This window comes from Ruegeria sp. YTSA168, assembly GCF_059610045.1.
Genome location: NZ_JBXWMW010000004.1, coordinates 124,796 through 143,881, shown reverse-complemented (window position 1 = coordinate 143,881; position 19,086 = coordinate 124,796). Strand labels below are relative to the sequence as shown.

The 19,086-nt window shown below is 59.3% G+C and carries 16 protein-coding genes and 1 pseudogene; 11 read left to right on the top strand and 6 right to left on the bottom strand.

From position 1 onward, the window contains the following. Positions 1–3: 3 nt before the first annotated feature. Genes rodA through AC2FFE_RS09935 form a run of 5 tightly spaced genes read right to left on the bottom strand, consistent with a single transcriptional unit; the run spans position 4 to position 5,622 of the window. The gene (gene rodA, locus AC2FFE_RS09955; protein WP_496819074.1) at positions 4–1,143 is read right to left on the bottom strand and encodes a rod shape-determining protein RodA; all 1,140 of its coding nucleotides are present in this window, start codon (positions 1,141–1,143) and stop codon (positions 4–6) included. Continuing rightward, positions 1,140–3,089: a penicillin-binding protein 2 gene (gene mrdA, locus AC2FFE_RS09950; protein WP_496819076.1), complete on the bottom strand. Its 1,950-nt coding sequence runs from the start codon at positions 3,087–3,089 to the stop codon at positions 1,140–1,142. The genes rodA and mrdA overlap by 4 nt, the downstream gene beginning before the upstream one ends. After that, a complete protein-coding gene (locus AC2FFE_RS09945) occupies positions 3,086–3,622 on the bottom strand; it encodes a rod shape-determining protein MreD (RefSeq protein WP_496819077.1) in 537 nt (178 codons plus the stop codon). The genes mrdA and AC2FFE_RS09945 overlap by 4 nt, the downstream gene beginning before the upstream one ends. Further along, positions 3,615–4,517: a rod shape-determining protein MreC gene (mreC, locus tag AC2FFE_RS09940; protein ID WP_496819078.1), complete on the bottom strand. Its 903-nt coding sequence runs from the start codon at positions 4,515–4,517 to the stop codon at positions 3,615–3,617. The genes AC2FFE_RS09945 and mreC overlap by 8 nt, the downstream gene beginning before the upstream one ends. A gap of 58 nt (positions 4,518–4,575) precedes the next feature. Further along, a complete protein-coding gene (locus tag AC2FFE_RS09935; protein ID WP_170535929.1) occupies positions 4,576–5,622 on the bottom strand; it encodes a rod shape-determining protein in 1,047 nt (348 codons plus the stop codon). A gap of 155 nt (positions 5,623–5,777) precedes the next feature. On the opposite strand from AC2FFE_RS09935, the gene rlmJ reads away from it, so the two are divergent. After that, a complete protein-coding gene (rlmJ, locus tag AC2FFE_RS09930; protein ID WP_496819079.1) occupies positions 5,778–6,602 on the top strand; it encodes a 23S rRNA (adenine(2030)-N(6))-methyltransferase RlmJ in 825 nt (274 codons plus the stop codon). Positions 6,603–7,049: 447 nt separating this feature from the next. Here rlmJ and AC2FFE_RS09925 read toward each other — a convergent pair whose 3' ends face one another. Next, positions 7,050–8,057 carry a LacI family DNA-binding transcriptional regulator gene (locus AC2FFE_RS09925; protein ID WP_496846539.1) on the bottom strand — a complete coding sequence of 336 codons (1,008 nt, stop codon included), beginning with the start codon at positions 8,055–8,057 and terminating at the stop codon, positions 7,050–7,052. A gap of 167 nt (positions 8,058–8,224) precedes the next feature. On the opposite strand from AC2FFE_RS09925, the gene iolG reads away from it, so the two are divergent. The 10 genes and pseudogenes from iolG to AC2FFE_RS09875 form a co-directional block, all read left to right on the top strand. Continuing rightward, positions 8,225–9,247 (top strand): inositol 2-dehydrogenase, encoded by a 1,023-nt coding sequence (gene iolG, locus AC2FFE_RS09920; protein ID WP_496846538.1) that lies wholly within the window; start codon positions 8,225–8,227, stop codon positions 9,245–9,247. A gap of 104 nt (positions 9,248–9,351) precedes the next feature. After that, a complete protein-coding gene (locus AC2FFE_RS09915; RefSeq protein ID WP_496819082.1) occupies positions 9,352–10,272 on the top strand; it encodes a substrate-binding domain-containing protein in 921 nt (306 codons plus the stop codon). A 72-nt stretch (positions 10,273–10,344) separates the two neighbouring features. Beyond that, a complete protein-coding gene (locus AC2FFE_RS09910) occupies positions 10,345–11,454 on the top strand; it encodes an ABC transporter permease (RefSeq protein ID WP_496819084.1) in 1,110 nt (369 codons plus the stop codon). Position 11,455: 1 nt separating this feature from the next. Continuing rightward, on the top strand, positions 11,456–12,277 hold the full coding sequence (locus tag AC2FFE_RS09905) for an ATP-binding cassette domain-containing protein (protein WP_496819085.1): 822 nt from the start codon (positions 11,456–11,458) through the stop codon (positions 12,275–12,277). Between the two features lie 116 nt (positions 12,278–12,393). Then, complete coding sequence (locus tag AC2FFE_RS09900) at positions 12,394–14,304, top strand: bifunctional 5-dehydro-2-deoxygluconokinase/5-dehydro-2-deoxyphosphogluconate aldolase (protein WP_496819086.1); 1,911 nt, start codon at positions 12,394–12,396, stop codon at positions 14,302–14,304. Positions 14,305–14,308: 4 nt separating this feature from the next. Next, complete coding sequence (gene iolD / locus AC2FFE_RS09895) at positions 14,309–16,138, top strand: 3D-(3,5/4)-trihydroxycyclohexane-1,2-dione acylhydrolase (decyclizing) (RefSeq protein WP_496846537.1); 1,830 nt, start codon at positions 14,309–14,311, stop codon at positions 16,136–16,138. Then, complete coding sequence (iolE, locus tag AC2FFE_RS09890; RefSeq protein ID WP_496819088.1) at positions 16,138–17,040, top strand: myo-inosose-2 dehydratase; 903 nt, start codon at positions 16,138–16,140, stop codon at positions 17,038–17,040. The genes iolD and iolE overlap by 1 nt, the downstream gene beginning before the upstream one ends. A gap of 12 nt (positions 17,041–17,052) precedes the next feature. After that, on the top strand, positions 17,053–17,859 hold the full coding sequence (gene iolB, locus AC2FFE_RS09885) for a 5-deoxy-glucuronate isomerase (protein WP_496819089.1): 807 nt from the start codon (positions 17,053–17,055) through the stop codon (positions 17,857–17,859). Between the two features lies 1 nt (position 17,860). Beyond that, positions 17,861–18,640, top strand: coding sequence for a TIM barrel protein (locus tag AC2FFE_RS09880; protein ID WP_496819090.1), 780 nt, complete (start codon positions 17,861–17,863; stop codon positions 18,638–18,640). Between the two features lie 253 nt (positions 18,641–18,893). Continuing rightward, positions 18,894–19,019: pseudogene (locus tag AC2FFE_RS09875) on the top strand (IS30 family transposase); the annotation flags it as partial. Positions 19,020–19,086 lie beyond the last annotated feature (67 nt).

The following is a 19,086-nucleotide window of genomic DNA, read 5'->3' as shown; positions in this document are numbered from 1 at the left end:
AGATCAGCGAGGGCGGTGGATATGTGCGCTTTGGACGATGCCGAAGGCGGCCATCAGGACCAACATGGCCGATCCGCCATAGCTGACCATCGGCAACGGTACGCCCACCACAGGGGCCAGCCCCATGACCATCGACATGTTGACCGCAAAGAATAGGAAGAAATTCAGAGCGATCCCGAGCACGACCAGTGAGGAGAACCGATCTTTGGTCGACAGCGCCGTGACCATGCAAAAGATCAGGATCAGGGCATAGAGTACCAGCAGGGTGATACCGCCGACAAAGCCGAATTCCTCTGCCAGCGTTGTGAAGATGAAATCGGTGTGCTTCTCGGGCAGGAAGTTCAGGCGTGATTGGGTGCCTTGCATGAAGCCCCGACCGTTCCAGCCACCCGATCCGAGCGCGATCTTGGACTGGGTGATGTGATAGCCTGCCCCCAATGGGTCTGTGGACGGGTCCAGAAACGTATCAATGCGGCGGAACTGATAGTCTTTCAGCAATTGCCACTCGGTCCCCCGACTGTTGAACACGGTCGCAATCAGGCCGACGACCGCAGCGATGACAGCAGCGAAATAGGCCCAGTGCACACCAGCCAGAAACATGAGCCCGCCACCGGCAGCCAGTAACAGGATCGAGGTTCCGAGATCCGGTTGCCGCAAAACCATGAAGGTTGGGATCAGGATCAGGATCACCGGTAGGATCACCCAAAGCGGGCGCGATGTTTTGTGTGACGGCAGCCAGTCATAGTAGGCCGCCAGCAGCATGACCAGCGTGACCTTCATGACCTCAGAGGGTTGCAGCCGCATGAACCCCAGATCGATCCAGCGTTGCGCGCCCATCCCAACGGTGCCAAAAAGCTCAACAAAAACCAGCAGGGCGATAGCGCCCAGATAGGCCAGCACAGACATGTTCCGCCAGAACCAGATCGGCACCAGCGCGACGATGAACATGACCGTGAGGCCCAGACCAAACCGTTCCATCTGAGGTTCGGCCCAGGGCATCCACGACCCACCTGCCACTGAATACAGCATCAGGAACCCGGCGCTCGCCGTGCTGATCAGCAACAGGGTCAAGGGCCAGTTCATGTACAGAAACTTGCGGAACCCCGATGGCGTGGATTTGACGTTATACTCAAGATAGCTCATGCGCGGTCCTTTTCGTCAGGACGCGCTTTGGGGCGACGATCGCCCTCAAGCCTCTTTTGCTGTTCCTTGATGCGGTCGCGGTCGGCAACCGGATAGGCCTCAAGTGGCGGGGTGCCGTTGTAAAGCGCCTGTAGCATGATATCCCGCGCGACGGGGGCTGCAGCTTTTGATCCGCCACCGCCATGTTCCACCACCACGGCAATTGCGTATTTGGGGTTGTCATAGGGCGCAAAGCTGACGAACAGGGCGTGGTCGCGCCGTTCCCAGGGCAGATCTTCGTTGCGGATCACACCGGCGGCCCGTTCAGCCTTGGTGATGTTGCGAACCTGGCTGGTGCCGGTCTTACCCGCCATACGCAGATCATCCGCGATGATCCGGCTGCGATAGGCCGTCCCGCGCCGGTCGTTCGACACCGACCACATCGCCTCGCGAATGTAGCGCAGGTTGGTCAGGCTGATCGGTAGCGCTTCACCCGCGCCCGAGGGCTGTTCGACTCCGTTGATCGACCGCACCAGTCGGGGCGCAACGGCGCGTCCCGTGGCGATCCTTGCGGTCATTACGGCCAGTTGCATGGGCGAGGCGAGCATGAAGCCCTGCCCGATGGACGCGTTGGCCGTATCACCGATCAGCCATTCCTCGCCATGAACCCGCTGTTTCCATGCCTGATTGGGCGCCAGCCCGGCGCGCACGGCGGACATGGGGATGTCATGCTTGATTCCCAGGCCAAGGATGTTGGACATCTCAGATATTTTGTCGATGCCGACCTTGATCGCCACGTCGTAGTAATAAACGTCGCAGCTGCGTTTCAGAGATGTGTTCAAGTCCACCATGCCATGACCGCCGCGTTTCCAGCAGTGGAAGCGGCGGCTGCCGACTTTCAGATGGCCGGGACAATAGACGGTATTACCGGGGCCCACGACACCAGCTTCTAGTGCGGCCAGTGCGGTGACCATCTTGAAGGTCGACCCCGGCGGATAAGTGCCCTGAACTGTCTTGTTGGCCAGCGGGCGATACTTGTCCTGTGTCAGGAACTGATAATCTGCGACTGAGATACCGCGCACGAACAAGTTGGGGTCGAAACTGGGGGCCGAGGCCATCGCGCGCAGATCGCCGGTTTCGCAATCGATCACAACAGCGGCGGCGCTTTCCCCGGCCAGTCTTGCCTGTGCGTATTGTTGCAGGTTTGCGTCGACTGACAATTGTAGATCGGCACCGGGCTGACCCTCCTGCCGATCCAACTCGCGCATGACACGGCCTGTTGCGTTGACTTCGACCCGTTTGGACCCGGCCCGACCGCGCAACGAGATTTCCTGTTTTGCCTCCAACCCGACCTTGCCAATCTGGAACCGAGGGATGCGCAGCACCGGTTCGGGGTCTTCGATCTGGCTGAGGTCATAGTCGCTGACCGGGCCAACATAACCGACGATATGGGCGAAATCCTCGTATCTGGGATATTGCCGGGTTGAGCCGACCTCGGGCGTCACGCCAGGAAGTGCAGGTGCGTTCACCGCAACTTTCGAGATATCCTCCCACGTCACCTGATCGGCCAGTGTGACCGGCAGGAATGGGGCCGAGCGGCGTATCTCGGTCTTGGCGCGCTCTATCTCATCCTCGGTCAGCGGGATTAGGTTGGACAGCTTGGCAATCACCTTGTCCAGATCACCTGCATCTTCGGGAACGATCACGATACGATATGATGGCGTGTTCTGCCCGATGATCTGACCATTGCGGTCATAGATCCGACCGCGTGTTGGTGGGATCAGGCGCAGGTTAATGCGGTTTTCTTCGGCCAAAAGCCGGTACTGGTCGGCTTGTTCAACCTGCATGAACCGCATCCGCGCGGCCAGCCCGCCGACAAAGGCGGCTTGCAAACCGCCCAGTATCAGCGCCCGACGCGGGAGGCGTTTATAGGCAAGGCCTTGCGCTTTGGATTTGCGTTGCTTCATGCCCGCGCCCCCGCAACACTAGCGTCCGCCGCTGATATCCTGCGAACGCCGAACACGGATTGGCTGAGAAGGACGATCGCAGGATAAGCTGCAATCGTCACGATCAGCTGGAACAGAACGGGTCCGAAGGCAGCTTGGTCGACAGATACGAGGGCCAGCAAAATACGATTGCCGAGAAATACCGCTGTAGTGACCATGCTGACGGATATCCATTCACCGATGAACCCGGCGTCTCGCATGCTGGGCGCGGCTGCATTCAGATAGGCCGCGCCGAGTACGATCAAAGCCGCCAGCAATCCGGGTGGGCGTTGCAAGAGCAGATCTGCCATCAGCATCACAGCCGCAATCAACAAGGTTGGAACATATTCTGGGCGGCGCAATACCCACGCAAAGGTCAGCGCGATCATCACATCCGGAAAGGGCCAGCGATCCGGCTGTGCGTTCAGCGGCAGCAAGTGCAGGAAAAGAACAAGAAACGCCATCAGGACGTAAAGCCCGCGCATGGCCCAATTGTAAGAGGCGGGTCTATCCATCGCCTGCCTCCTCGGATGTCAGCGACGCTTCGGGTTGTGTGGGTCCTACAACCGTGCCGGGGTCCCGAATGGTTGGGGCTGCATTGAAGCGCAGAACCCGCAGAAACTCTAGCCGCTCAAAATCGGCAGACAGGCGCACGCGCAGGCGGCCCCCCGGGTCCTCTGCGATTTGCCCGATGAGCAGCCCGGCAGGAAAAACGCCACCATCCCCGGACGTAATCACCCGGTCCCCGGGGCGCACGAGTTCCCGATTCTCCAGGAACTCGGCCGCGGGGGCAGGCGTGTTGTCGCCTGCAATCAAGGCGGTTTGCCCCGAAGGCTGGATGGTTGCCGGTATCGCGCTGGAGGCGTCGGTCAACAAGATCACTCGCGCTGTATCGGGCCCCACTCCCGAGATACGCCCTACCAGTCCGATCCCGTCCATCGTGGCCCAGCCATCAACGATCCCATCCCGTGCGCCCACGTTCAACAGAACGGACTGCCGAAACGGAGAGCCGCTATCGGCCATCACCACACCGGTGATATAGGTCAGGCGTGGATCAAGACGCACATTGTTCAGATCCAAAAGGCGCGCGTTTTCCTGCTCTAGCTGCAGCGCGGCCTCTTTCCACGCACGCATCAGGCGCAATTCGCTGCGCAGCTCTTGATTTTGTTCGCTGAGGCTTTGGTAGCTTTGAAAGTCACGCACCAAATTTACTGTTGCCGTGACCGGGACCATGGCCCATTCCATTGATGGAACAACGGCGTCCACCACCTGTGCGCGGAACCGTTCGACCCTTGGGCTGTCAATGCGCCAGACAAGGAAGATGCCCAGCAAGCACAGTATAACAATCCCCAGCAACAGTCGGCGCAGCGGGGTCGTGTAGTCATCGCGCTGTGATCGGTCTTTTGCCACAGGTTACCTTCCCGTGCTGCTCGTGCCGAATTTACCCTACATTCAAAGGGTGCGCGCCTTAGCTTTCGTAGTCAATCGCGTGGCGCAGTTGTTTTTCGTATTCTAGCGCTTTGCCAGTGCCCAAAGCCACACAATTCAGGCTTTCATCGGCTATCGACACCGCCAGACCGGTCTGTTCACGCAGTGCCAGATCAAGATCGCCCAACAAAGCACCCCCACCGGTCAGCATCACGCCCCGGTCGACAATGTCCGCTGCCAGATCGGGTGGTGTGGTTTCCAAGGCGGTCATCACGGCCTCACAGATCGCCTGCACAGGTTCTGAAAGCGCTTCGGCCACCTGAGCCTGGCTGATCTCGATTTCCTTCGGTACACCGTTCAACAGGTCGCGGCCTCGGATATGCATCGACTGGCCGCGGCCATCGTCGGGCATGCGTGCGGTGCCGATGGTTGTTTTGATCCGCTCAGCCGTGGACTCACCCACCAGCAGGTTCTGCTGACGGCGCAGATACGAGATGATCGCCTCATCCATGCGGTCTCCGCCCACACGGACCGAGCGGGCATAGACGATGTCACCTAGCGACAGAACGGCAACCTCGGTTGTACCGCCACCGATATCCACGACCATGTTTCCGGTCGGATCGGTGATGGGCATCCCTGCGCCAATCGCCGCGGCAATTGGTTCGGCAATCAGACCGGCGCGGCGGGCCCCCGCAGACAGAACCGACTGACGGATCGCGCGTTTTTCCACTGGTGTCGCGCCATGGGGGACGCAGACGATGATCTTGGGTTTAGAGAATGTCGAGCGTTTGTGCACTTTGCGAATGAAGTGCTTGATCATTTCTTCAGCGGTGTCGAAATCGGCGATCACACCTTCGCGCATTGGGCGGATGGCCTCGATCGAACCGGGCGTCCGGCCCAGCATCAATTTGGCGTCTTCGCCGACGGCCAGAACCTTTTTGACCCCGTCTTTGACGTGGTAGGCAACAACGGACGGTTCAGACAGGATCACACCGCGACCCTTGACATAAACCAGCGTGTTTGCTGTCCCAAGGTCGATGGCCATGTCCGAAGTGAACAGGCCGCCCAGATTGCCTAAGATCCCCATGTTTCCCCTGATCCTGTATGTCAGTTTTTCTTCTGCCCGCGACTCGACGGTTCCGGGACGGATGACTTATAGGGTGCCAACTCGCCCGGTAAAAGGGCTGATTCCGTGACAATCAGCACCTTTTCGCCTCATTGGTAAGGACTTTAGAAGGCAAAATGCTCTCATATCAACATATTTACCATGCAGGAAATCTGGCTGATGTACAAAAACACGCTTTATTGGCGTCGGTTCTGCAGTATCTGACCCGCAAGGACAAGCCGATCAGCTATGTCGAGACCCATTCCGGGCGCGGTCTGTACCAATTGGACGCGGTCGAGGCGCTTCGAACTGGCGAAGCCGCAGCCGGGATCGAACGTGCTCGGCGTGAGGCATGGTTCGGTGCTGATCATCCAATGACACAGGTGCTGCAGGCGACACAGGCGCGATATGGCGCAGCGGCCTATCCCGGGTCACCTCTGATCGCGGCGCAACTATTGAGGGATCAGGATGCGCTGCATTTCGCAGAGATGCACCCGCAGGAGCATACAGCCCTGTCACTGGCGGTGTCGCCGTTTGGCGCGAAGACCTACCAGCAAGATGGGTTTGAACTGGCGCAATCCCTGCTGCCACCGACTCCTCGGCGCGGGTTGATGCTGATTGACCCCAGCTATGAGGTGAAGGCCGATTATGCGCGCTTACCGGGGCTCATCGCCAAGTTTCACCACAAATGGAATGTCGGTGTGATTGCCTTGTGGTATCCGATCCTGACGGATGGGCGCCACACTTCAATGATCGAGGCGCTGAGGTTGCAGAAATACCCCAAAGCCGTCTTCCATGAAGTGCAGTTCCCGCCTGCGCGGAATGGGCATCGAATGGTTGGGTCGGGGATGTTCATGTTGAACGCGCCGTTTGGTATTGAGGAAGAGATGACCCGCCTTTCGGATCGGTTCGCGTCTCTTGGAGCTGTTGAACGTTACACGAACCTGATCCAACCGTCATAGTATGACCAGGAGTGAGATGTTCGCCCCAAGTCAGATGATGCACCTGCCTGAATTGTTCCTTTGCAATGAAATTGGCGGCAGCGGCGGATCCACGCTGTAGATCACCTTCGTTGCAACACGCGTGCAGGGACAAGATGCGGACAAACCGGACTTATGCACCTGCCGCTTTTGCCGAAGCAGAAAATCTTCGCGACCGCAGCACTCAAATTTCAATTCTGCCCTGGACTTCACCGAACCGGTCGTTTGGAGGAAAGGGCTTCAGCTATCCCAATCCACCCGTTGTCCGACGCAAGATCGACACCAAGAAGCACCAATGCAATCTGCCTTACTTCCTTGGGCAAAATCCGCTTTGCGCACTTCGTATTAGCATCAGAGGCATGACGACAAACTCAAGCCCAAGACAGCGAACTCGGCAGGCCCGTCAGAGGCTTTTGATCAATGAGTAGCCTATGCGCTCTTGCGGATAATCAAGTTTCCCAGAAATGCATTCAACTTCTTGGTGCGTTTTTTGCCGTCAAGGACATCCACCAACGCTTCTGCCATGTCCGTTAGGGGCTGGCGATAGGTTGTCAGTTCGTAATGCGGGCTGGAGGCTTGAGGCGCGTTGTCGAAACCAGTAACAGCGATGTCCTCGGGCACGCGCAGACCGAGCTCAAAGCGGATCGCGTCGATCGTTCCCATAGCCAGTGCATCGTTTTCGCAGACCAGAACGTCCGGTAGCTCGGACTTTGGTGTATCCCGGAACCACTCAGCCACAAGATCGTATGCCATCTTGGGATCATACCGGTCGACCGACGCGAATTTGGGACGTGATCCTGTGGCCCTTTCCCATTGCGAAAGAAACGTTTCCTTCCGTTGAAGATGTGCCGATTGAGATTGCGGGCCTGCGATAAATAGCGGATTGCGATAGCCCGCCGAGAAGACATGCCGCGTGATCGCGGTCATGGCAGCGCGGTCATCGCAGCAGATAGAGATCGTGTTGTCATTGCTGGACATACGGGCAAAAACGATCAGTTTCTTGACCCTTTTAGCCCCAAGCGCGGTTTCAAGGCTTTGGTCATTGAAACTGACCCCAATGAGGACAGCCGCATCTACCCGTCTTTGGCTTGCATTGAGCAGGGCGGCCGAGGCGTCTTCTTCGTCGCTCGTGTTGACGAGCAGGGTGTCATAGCCGTTCTTTCGCAATATGCGCGTCAGGCGCTCCATCATGATCAGCTTGTGCGGGTTGGCAAAGTCATCGACCAGAAGCGCGACGAGGTTGGTTCGGTCCGTCGCAAGACTGGTTGCCAGCAGATCCGGGACATAGCCAAGCTCCTCGGCTGCCTTCATAACCTTTTCGCGTGATTTGGCAGAGATTGACGCGTCCTTCTTGAAGGCGCGATTCACTGTCCAGCGGGACACGCCAGCAAGCGCTGCGACATCATCTGCTGTAGTGGATCCTCCCTGATCGTTCATCTTTTTCGCAGACCTCCCAGCGCTCGAAACTCTTGGAATCACAAACGATCCATGCCCGGTACTCTGTGCAAGGCTAGCAGGAATTTGCACGCGGGTGCAAATTTTTCTTGCACGCGGGTGCAGAAATGTTGATGGTCTCTCTCAAACGAGAATCGGGAGGTCTCAGGATGCGGGTTGGATTGCTCGGCGCAGGGCGCATCGGAAATGTTCATGCACAGGCGATTTCTTCGCATCCGGAGAGCGAACTGGTCGCGGTTTCGGATGCGTTTGATAAGAACGCCCAGGCTCTGGCGAAGAGTTATGGCTGTGAAGTTCGCACCTCGGATGAGATCATCGCAGACACATCCATCGATGCCGTCCTTATCGCAACGTCGACCGACACGCACTCCGACCTGATCGAAGCAGCCGCAGCAGCAGAGAAGGCAGTCCTTTGCGAAAAGCCTGTGGACCTCAGCCTCGAACGCGCATCGGCCTGTCTTGGCAATGTCGGCGACAAGGCCTCAAACATCATGATCGGTTTCAACCGCCGCTTTGATCCGAGCTTCGGCGCGCTCAAGGCAGCCATCGACGCGGGTGAGATCGGCAAGCCTGAGTTGCTGTCGATCACGTCCTTTGACCCCGCCCCGCCGCCGGTCGAGTACATCAAGGTTTCCGGCGGCCTGTTCCGGGACATGATGATCCACGACTTCGACATGGCGAACTTCATCATGGGCGAAGCGCCCGTGTCCGCAAGCGCCGTCGGGACATCGGTGGTCGATCCCGCCATCGGCGCGGCTGGTGACGTTGACACCGCTGCTGTGACACTGACCTACGCGGACGGTCGCATTGCTGTGATCAAGAATTCCCGGCGCGCGGTCTATGGCTATGACCAGCGGGTCGAAGTGCTCGGCTCAGAAGGTTTGCTTCAGGCACAGAACGTGCTCGAGAACACACTGGTTAAATCCACGACGGCTGGCGTCAGCAGTGCCAAGCCCACATATTTTTTCCTCGAACGCTACATGCCCGCCTACAAGGCCGAATGGGCCGCTTTCGTGGAAGCCGTTCAGAGCAAGTCGGACATGCCAGTCAACCTGCACAACGGCGTCGAGGCATTGGCCATGGCTGAGGCCGCGACGCGCTCTGCGCAGAGAGGCCAGCCCGTCGCAATGGCAGACGTTTTAGAGATTTCGGGTCGCGGGGAGGCGGCCTGACAAGAGGCACTCGTCCTCTCGGGGCGATGCGAAATGCGCGACGGAGTCGCGTGAAAGAGCCGCCGGGTGACCGGCGTGAAAGGCAAACCAAGGGAGGATCCCAAATGAAAACCTTTTTGAAAGGCGCGGTCGCCGCCACGGCCATCGCTGTCGCAGCACCCGCCGTTGCCCAGGACATCTCGGTTGTTGTCCACGGTCAGGCCAACGATGCGTTCTGGTCCGTCGTCAAGGCCGGCGTCGATCAGGCCGCTGCCGATACCGGCGCGAACGTGTCTTACAACTCGCCTGAAACCTTCGACATGGTTCTGATGTCGCAACTGATCGACGCTGCCGTGAACGAAGAGCCCGATGGCTTGATCATCTCGTTCCCCGACCCCGATGCGCTCGGGCCCTCGGTTGAACGTGCGATTGCGGCTGGCATCCCTGTCATCACCATCAACGCCGGTGGTGCGCAGGGCAAAGAGCTGGGCACGGCGATGCACGTGGGCCAGGACGAATATGACGCAGGTGTCGCCGCTGGTGCAGCGCTTGCCGAAATGGGAGGCACGAACGCGCTCTGCGTGAACCAGGAAGTCGGCAACATCTCTCTCGACCAGCGCTGTGCTGGCTTTGAGGAAGGTTTCGGCGGCACCGTGACGGTTCTGCCGACTACCAACGATCCGGCGGAAATCGAATCCAAGGTTGCCGCTGCTCTGGCATCCGACGAAAGCGTCGACACCGTGATGGCACTGGGCGCATCCACGGCTGGTGAGCCTTCCGTTGCTGCAGCGAAAGCTTCGGGCCGCGACGTGAATGTCGCCACGTTCGACCTTTCGGCTGGCTTCCTGCAGTCGATCGTTGACGGCGATGCCGCCTTCGCTCTGGACCAGCAGCAGTACCTGCAGGGCTACATGGGCGTCTCTATCATGGCGTTGCAGGCCAAGTACGGCCTGATGCCGGGTGGCGACGTGGCTTCCGGCCCGAACCTGATCACCGCCGACAAAGCCGCGCAAGTGATCGAACTGTCCGCTCAAGGCATCCGCTAAGCCTTTAGCGAAGAGCAAAAGTGAGTGGCGCATGTGTGTGCCACTCACAAGCCAAAAGGGGGAGGGAATCCAATGAGCGACACGACACCGAATTCAATGACAGACGAAAGGATCAAGGCAGAGCCTTTGCTCTCACGTCTGATGAAACGGCCCGAGCTTGGCGCCATCGCGGGTGTTGTGCTGGTGGCTATCTTCTTCGTGATCACCGCCGATAGCGCGATGTTCACCACTTCGGGCATCATCAACTTTCTGACACCCGCCGCACAGCTTGGCATCCTCGCAATCGGTGCCGCGATGCTGATGATCGGCGGCGAGTTCGACCTCTCCATCGGGTCCATGGTTGCCTTCGCCGGTCTCTTCTTTGGGGTCTGCGTCATGGTTTGGGGCTTGCCCTTGATAATCGCCATTCCTCTGACTTTCCTGTTCTCGGCTTTCGTCGGGGCGATCAACGGGCTCATCGTGATCCGGTCTGGCTTGCCGTCCTTCATCGTGACTTTGGCGTTCCTTTTCATCCTGCGCGGTCTGTCGCTCGTCGGCTTGAAATGGGCGTCCGGAGGCTCAACCCAGTTGCGCGGTGTACGTGATGCGACCGAGAACGATTGGCTTGCACCTGTCTTCTCCGGGGATGCCTTTCCGGCTCTCTTCGGCTGGCTGGCCGAACGCGGTCTGGTCGAGACCTTCAAGAACGGCACGCCCAAAGTCACGGGGATCCCGGTTGAGATCCTTTGGTTCATCGTTCTTGCCTTGGCTGCAACTTACATCCTGCTTCGCACACCCGCCGGCAACTGGATCTTTGCAGCGGGCGGTGACAGCAGCGCAGCCTCAAATTCGGGTGTGCCAGTAAACCGGGTCAAGATCTCGCTCTTCATGGTCACGGCTTGCTGCGCTGCGCTTGTCGCCATCATCACCGTGATCGACGCAGGCTCGACCGACGCGCGTCGCGGTTTCCAGAAGGAATTCGAGGCGATCATCGCCGCGGTGATCGGCGGCTGCCTTCTGACTGGCGGTTACGGGTCGGCCATCGGGGCCTTCTTCGGCTCAATCATCTTCGGGATGGTGGTTATCGGCCTCACGTACACCGACTTTGACCAGGATTGGTTCCAGGTTTTCCTGGGCGGCATGCTCCTGATCGCGGTTCTCTTCAACAATGCCATTCGCAAGCGCGTCACGGGGGAGCGTTGATATGACCGAAGACAGCAAATTCCACCACGGCGATGTTGACGATAGCGTTGCCCCAATCGTCCAGATGAAGGACATTGAAAAGCACTTCGGCAACATCATCGCGCTTGCCGGTGTCAGTTTTGATATCCGCCCCGGCGAATGCCACTGCCTGCTGGGCGATAACGGTGCAGGTAAATCGACCTTCATCAAAACAATGTCAGGCGTGCACCAGCCTACGCATGGGGAAATTCTGTTTGAAGGCAAGCCGATGAGTTTCGCCACACCGCGGGATTCTATGGAAGCGGGTATAGCAACCGTGTTCCAGGATCTCGCAATGATCCCGTTAATGTCCGTATCTAGGAACTTCTTTATGGGGCGCGAGCCGACGAAAGGGCGCGGGCCGATGAAGCGTTTCGATCTGGAAACGGCGAACGAAATCACGATGGCCGAGATGCGCAAGATGGGCATTAACCTGCGTGCGCCCGACCAAGCGGTTGGCACCCTTTCAGGGGGTGAACGCCAAACGGTTGCCATTGCCCGTGCCGTGTATTTCGGAGCGAAAGTCCTGATCCTCGATGAACCGACCTCCGCACTTGGCGTGCGTCAAACCTCCAACGTGTTGGCGACAATCGACAAGGTGCGCAAGCAGGGCATCGGAGTGGTCTTCATCAGCCACAATGTCCGACATGCGCTAGCAGTTGGAGACAGATTCACTGTGCTAAACCGTGGCAAAACGCTTGGAACCGCAAAGCGCGGTGAGATCAGCCCAGAAGAGTTGCAGGATCTCATGGCTGGGGGCCAAGAAATGGCCCAGCTCGAAGGGTCGCTCGGCGGGACAGTTTAGCGAAGCTTGCCGAATACCACTCGGATTCCTCCCAAGGATAAAAAAGTGGTCAGTGGGGCTGGTGAGAGAAGTCTTATCGGCCCCACTTTTTCAAAATGACGTTTAAGGCACGGACAATGACAAAAATTGACCTCATCACCATTGGTCGGTCCTCGGTTGATCTCTACGGGGCGCAGATTGGCGGACGACTGGAAGATATGGGGTCGTTTGACAAGTATATTGGCGGCTCGCCCACCAATATCGCTTGCGGCACGGCGCGGCTGGGCCTCAAGTCGGCGGTGATTACTGGTGTCGGCGACGAGCATATGGGCCGGTTCATCGTGGAGCAATTGCAGCGCGAGGGCGTCAACACTGACGGCGTCAAGACCGATCCGGACCGATTGACCGCGCTTGTGCTTCTGGGCATCCGCGATCAGGAACAGTTCCCATTGATTTTCTACCGCGAGAATTGCGCGGATATGGGTTTGACGGCTGATGATATCGACCCGGACTTTATTCGTTCAGCCCGCGCGGTTGTAGCAACGGGGACGCATCTGAGTCACCCGCAGGTAGAGGCGGCAACCATCAAGGCTCTGGAACTTGCTCGTGCAAACGGACAGCAGACCGCGCTCGACATCGATTATCGCCCGAACCTATGGGGTGTGGCCGGGCATGGCGATGGCGAAAGTCGCTTTGTCGAAAGCAAAGCGGTCACGGCGAAACTGCAATCGACGTTGCACCTTTTTGATCTGATCGTCGGCACCGAGGAAGAGTTCCACATCGCGGGTGGTTCGACCGATACGATCGCTGCACTGCGCGCGGTGCGTGCGGTGTCTGGCGCGACGCTGGTGTGTAAACGCGGCGCGGCAGGCGCGGTGGCCTTCACTGGCGACGTACCGGACAGTCTGGATGATGGGCAAGCGGGCCCGGGTTTTCCGATCGAGGTGTTCAATGTCCTGGGGGCTGGCGACGGCTTTATGTCTGGCCTGCTGAAAGGCTGGCTGGATGGCGAGGACTGGCCGACGGCATTGAAATACGCGAATGCTTGCGGTGCTTTTGCAGTTAGCCGCCATGGGTGCACGCCAGCGTATCCATCATGGGAAGAGCTTCAGTTCTTCTTTGATCGCGGGATCAAGCGGCCCGATCTGCGCAACGATGCGGAGCTTGAACAGGTGCACTGGGCCACGAACCGTGCGGGGGATTGGGCTTCGGTCAAGACCTTTGCCTTTGATCACCGGCTGCAACTGGAAGAGATGGCCGGCTACACGCTGGAAAAAGGCGGCGCTTTCAAGGAACTTTGTCTTGAGGCGGCCTTGAACGTGCAAGGCGGACGATCAGGCTTTGGTATCCTTTGCGATAACCGGATCGGGCGATCTGCGTTGCACAAGGCCACAGGTACCGGGCTTTGGATTGGCAGACCGACGGAACTTCCTGGGCCTCGGCCCATCGAATTTGAGCCGGAACTGGGCGAAGATCTTGGCGGTTTGGGCGAATGGGCGCGTGAAAACGTCGTTAAGTTGTTGGTCTTTGTGCATCCCGATGATGACGCGGAAACGCAAGAAAAGCACCTGACGCGCGTGAAACGCATGTTCTCAGCCGCGCGGCGCAACGGGCTGGAGTTCCTGCTCGAGATCATCCCGTCGAAAGTTGGTCCTGTGGATGATGATACATCAGCCACGCTGATCCAGTCCTTCTATGACGCGGGCGTTTATCCTGATTGGTGGAAGCTGGAGCCATTCAAGACAGATGCCGCTTGGGCAAATGCGGTCGACGCCATCGAGCGGAACGATCCGCGCACCCGTGGCATCGTGGTTCTGGGCCTCGACGCGCCGGAAGCCGAATTGGCGGCAAGTTTCGCGCTGGCGGCCAAGCAGCCGCTGGTCAAAGGCTTTGCCGTAGGGCGGACGATATTCGGCGATGCTGCACGCGCTTGGTTGAAGGGTGAGATGTCAGATGCCGCGGCCGTGGCTCAGATGTCCGAGCGCTATACACGGCTCTGCGAAATTTGGGACAAGGCGCGGGCTGATGCTCGTCTGAACGTGGAGTGATCTAATGGGTAAGACAATCCGACTGACGGCCGCGCAAGCCATGGTGCGCTATATTGTGGCGCAACAGAATGACGATGGCGCGCGTTTCATCGAAGGCTGCTGGGCGATCTTCGGTCATGGCAATGTGGCGGGGATCGGCGAGGCTCTGCATGCTGCCAAGGACGACTTCCCGACATGGCGCGGGCATAACGAGCAGACGATGGCGCATGCCGCCATCGCCTATGCCAAGCAATTAAATCGGCGCAAGGCGATGGCCGTGACGTCCTCGATTGGTCCTGGTGCTGCGAACATGGTGACGGCTGCCGCACTCGCACATGTGAACCGCCTGCCGGTTCTGCTCATCCCCGGAGATGTCTTTGCGAATCGTGGCCCTGACCCTGTCTTGCAACAGGTCGAGGATTTCTCTGACGGCACCGTGACCGTGAACGACTGCTTCAAGCCGGTAACGCGCTATTTTGACCGCATAACGCGGCCAGAGCAGTTGCTGACAGCCTTGCCACGCGCCTTCCGCACCATGACCGACCCGGCGGAGTGCGGTCCGGTTTGCCTGTCGTTCTGTCAGGATGTGCAGGCCGAAGCCTATGACTACCCCGAGAGCTTCTTCGAGCCAAAGGTCTGGCGTCAGCGCCGTATCCGCCCCGATGAAGCCGAGTTGGCTGAGGTTGCCGCGCTGATCCGCGCAGGCAAGCGCCCCGTGATCGTGGCGGGCGGCGGTGTGCATTATGCGCAGGCGACCGAGGTGCTGGCGGGTTTTGCCGAAGCGCACAACATCCCCGTTGTCGAGACGCAGGCGGGCAAGTCGGCCCTGCCTTGGGATCACCCCCTCAATCTTGGGCCCATCGGTGTTACTGGGGGCGAAGCGGCCAACACGGTCTGCGCCGAGGCAGATGTGGTGGTCGGCATCGGAACCCGCTTTCAGGATTTCACCACCGGATCATGGGGACTGTTTGCCAATCCCGAACGCAGGCTGATCTCGCTCAACGTTGCGGCCTATGACGCCATGAAGCACGGGGCCGTACCGTTGCAATCGGATGCGATGGTCGGCCTCAATGAATTGGGTGCGGCGCTTGGCGGACACCAATCTCCCGGCAAAATCGACGGGCTGAAACCGGACTGGTTCGCCAAGGTCGATCCGCTGACCGACGCGCCTGAAGGCAACGAACTTGCCACCGACATGCAGGTGATCGGGGCTGTCCAACGCGCTGCAGGCGAAGACACGGTGGTGATGTGCGCCGCAGGCACTATGCCGGGCGAACTGCACAAGCTGTGGAAGGCGGGAAAGCCGGGCTCTTACCACATGGAGTACGGCTTTAGCTGCATGGGCTACGAGATCGCTGGTGCCATGGGTATCAAGATGGCCCAGCCGGAGCGGGATGTTATCTGTTTTACTGGCGACGGCACCTATATGATGGCCAATTCCGAGATGGCGACAGCCGCGATGAAGGGTGTCTCCTTCACCGTCGTGGTCACCGACAACCGCGGTTATGGCTGTATCAACCGGCTGCAAATGGGCACCGGCGGGGCGGAGTTCAACAACCTGCTGGATCACGCGATCGGCGGCGAAAACTCCAACATCGACTTTGCCAAACACGCTGAAGCGATGGGCGCGAAATCCGTCAAGGTCGCCTCGATCGCTGAGCTGGAGCAGGCGTTGGCGAAACGCGGCGATGTCAAAGGCCCTTACGTGGTCGTCATCGACACCGATCCTTATCCGTCCACGGAACCCGGTGGAACGTGGTGGGATGTCGGCGTGCCAGAAGTCTCCGAGCGGGCCGAGGTCAACGCGGCCCATGAGAAATACATCCAAAACAAGAAAACCCAGCGAGCAGATTGATGAGTGTAAAGATCGGAATATCCCTGATCGCGTGGCAGAACGACGATCTGCCGGAGCTGACTGCGGCCTTCACCACCGAAGGCGCCATGGAGGATGCGGCCAAGATCGGCTATTCCGGCGTTGAACGTGGCCGCCGGATGCCCACCGACACTGAAGGTCTGCGCGCTTATCTCGACCGCTACGGCGTTGCGTTGTGCGGCGGCTGGTGTTCGGGCAACCTGATGGTGGCCTCGGTCCACGAGGAAAAGGAGGCGATCCGCCAGCAGGTCGAACAGTTCGCTGCGCTGAACGCACCCTGCATCGTCTATGCCGAGTGTTCCAACACGATCCAGGGAAACAACGGCCAACCCGTCAGCCAGCGCCCCAAGCTCTCGCGCGACGAGGTCATGGCCTATGGCGCCAAGCTCTCGGAGCTTGCCAAATGGTCCGCCGACGAGGGCTGTGTGCTGAGCTATCACCACCACATGGGCGCGATGGTGCAGGACGCCGAAGACATCGACTGGTTGATGGAGGGGTCAACCGAGGATCTGACTCTGCTCTATGATACCGGTCATCTGCATTTTGCTGGGGCGGACCCCGTCGCGGTGCTCGAAAAGTGGGGCCACCGGGTTCACCACGTCCACTTCAAGGACGTGCGCCAGCCCGTGCTGGATTGGGTTCGGGCCGAGGACCGCAGTTTCCTCGATGGCGTCGCGGCAGGCATATACTCGGTCCCGGGCGACCCAGAGGGCTGCATCGACTTCCAGACGATCACCGACAAACTCAAGGCCATGGACTATGCCGGCTGGATTGTCGTCGAGGCGGAACAGGACCCCGCCAAGGCACCGCCATATGAATACTCGAAGCTTGGTTTCGACCACATCACCGAAATCTGTGGCCGCTCCGGTCTGACCATCGAATAGAGAGACCTCGATATGCCCGATCTTCTCAGAAAACCCTTTGGTACACGCGGCAAGGTGCACCAGATCACGCCGGAAAGCGCCGGGTGGCGCTACGTCGGGTTCTCTCTCTACCGCCTGCGCGCGGGCGATACCGCCGCCGAGGCGACGGGCGACCGCGAGGTGATCCTCGTGGTGGTCGAGGGTAAGGTCGCGCTCACCGGCGCAGGGCAGGATTGGGGCGTTCTGGGCGATCGCATGAATGTCTTCGAAAAGACCCCGCCGCATTGCCTCTACCTGCCAAATGGCACGGAATGGGCGGCCACGGCCGAAACCGATTGCGTTCTTGCCGTCTGTTCAGCGCCCGGCATGGGCGGCCACGAAGCGCGCCGGATCGGGCCCGACGGGATCACGCTCACCGAACGCGGCAAGGGCACCAACACGCGCCACATCAACAACATCGCGATGGAGAACGAGGATTACTGTGACTCGCTTCTGGTCACCGAGGTGTTCACCCCCGCGGGCCACTGGTCGTCCTATCCCAGCCACCGCCACGACGAGGATGACTTCCCACGCATCACCTACCTCGAAGAGACTTACTACCACCGCCTGAACCCTGCGAACGGTTTCGGCATCCAGCGCGTCTATACCGACGACCTGCAACTCAACGAAACCATGGCCGTGGCAGATGACGACGTGGTCCTCGTCCCGCGCGGCCACCACCCGTGCGGCGCGCCCTACGGCTTCGAAATGTACTACCTCAATGTCATGGCCGGGCCGCTGCGCAAATGGCGCTTTGTGCCTGCATCTGAGGTCGAATGGATTATGGAACGGGACGCCTGAGATGACCGCAAGATTTCAACTCGCCGCCTGCGCAGAGATGCTTTGGCAAAACAAACCGATCGCTTGGCGCGCGGCGAAGCTTCACGAGATGGGCTTTGGCGTCGGTCTGTGGAACTGGCCCGAATGGGACCTGGACGCGCTGCAGAGAACCGGCGCGAACTTCACCATCATGAACGGCTACCTCGAAGGACGCTTGACCGACGACGAGGGCGCCGAGATGCTTCTGAAATCGGCGCACGAGACAGCGCAGGTTGGCAAACGGTTGGGTGTTGACCGTCTGAACCTGCATGGCACCGGGCTTGGCGATGGCGGCATCCCGATCCCGCGCCACGGCACGTTTGCGCCCGGGATGGAACTGCGCGCACGCGACACGCTCAATCGCATCTGCGACATGGCCGAAGAAGAGGGCGTGACGTTTACGCTCGAGAATCTCAACCCGCTGGACCACCCGGGATGCCCGTTCGGATCTACCGAGGCCGTGCTATCCCTTGTGTCCGCTGTCAACCGCCCGCAGCTCAGGATCAACCTCGACCTCTACCACACCCAGATCGGAGAAGGGGATTTGATCCGCTGGTGTGAAGCCTGCCTGCCATGGATCGGTGAGGTCCAGGTCGCAGACAACCCGGGCCGCTGCGAGCCAGGAACAGGCGAAATCAACTATGCGGCGGTTGCGCGCGCTTTGTCTGAACTAGGCTATTCCGGCCCTGTCGGCATGGAGGCGTTTGCAAAAGGCGACGAGGACGCCGCGCTGGAAGCCTTCCGGGACGCATTCACGCTTTAGGGTTCGGATGCCGGCAGAAACATGCTGCGGTCTTCGCTGAGAATCTGCTCCAAAAGGTCCACAACGGCGCGAACGCGGCGGGCAACGGCCTGGTTTTCGTGCCAGACAAGCCAGTAGCTGCGCGTTACGGACAGAGCCCTTACCAGTCATTGCCGCTCAGCGTTGGCGCTGCGGACGCATTCGGCAGCTTTCTGCGGCGGTCTCAATGGATCGACGCAACACTTCACTTTGAGAGCAAAGATGGAGTGTTGGAATGGCCTATCGACGTCGAATTTATTTTACAGAGAAGCAAATGGCGGAGATCTGGGATCGGTGGCAACGCGGAGAGTCGATGAGCTCGATTGGTCGACTGTTTGATCGGAACTCCTCGTCGATCTATCACCGCGGGCCCAATCCTGCTGAAGCTCGAATACGAACTGCAGCGAATTCATCGGGATTGCACCTGC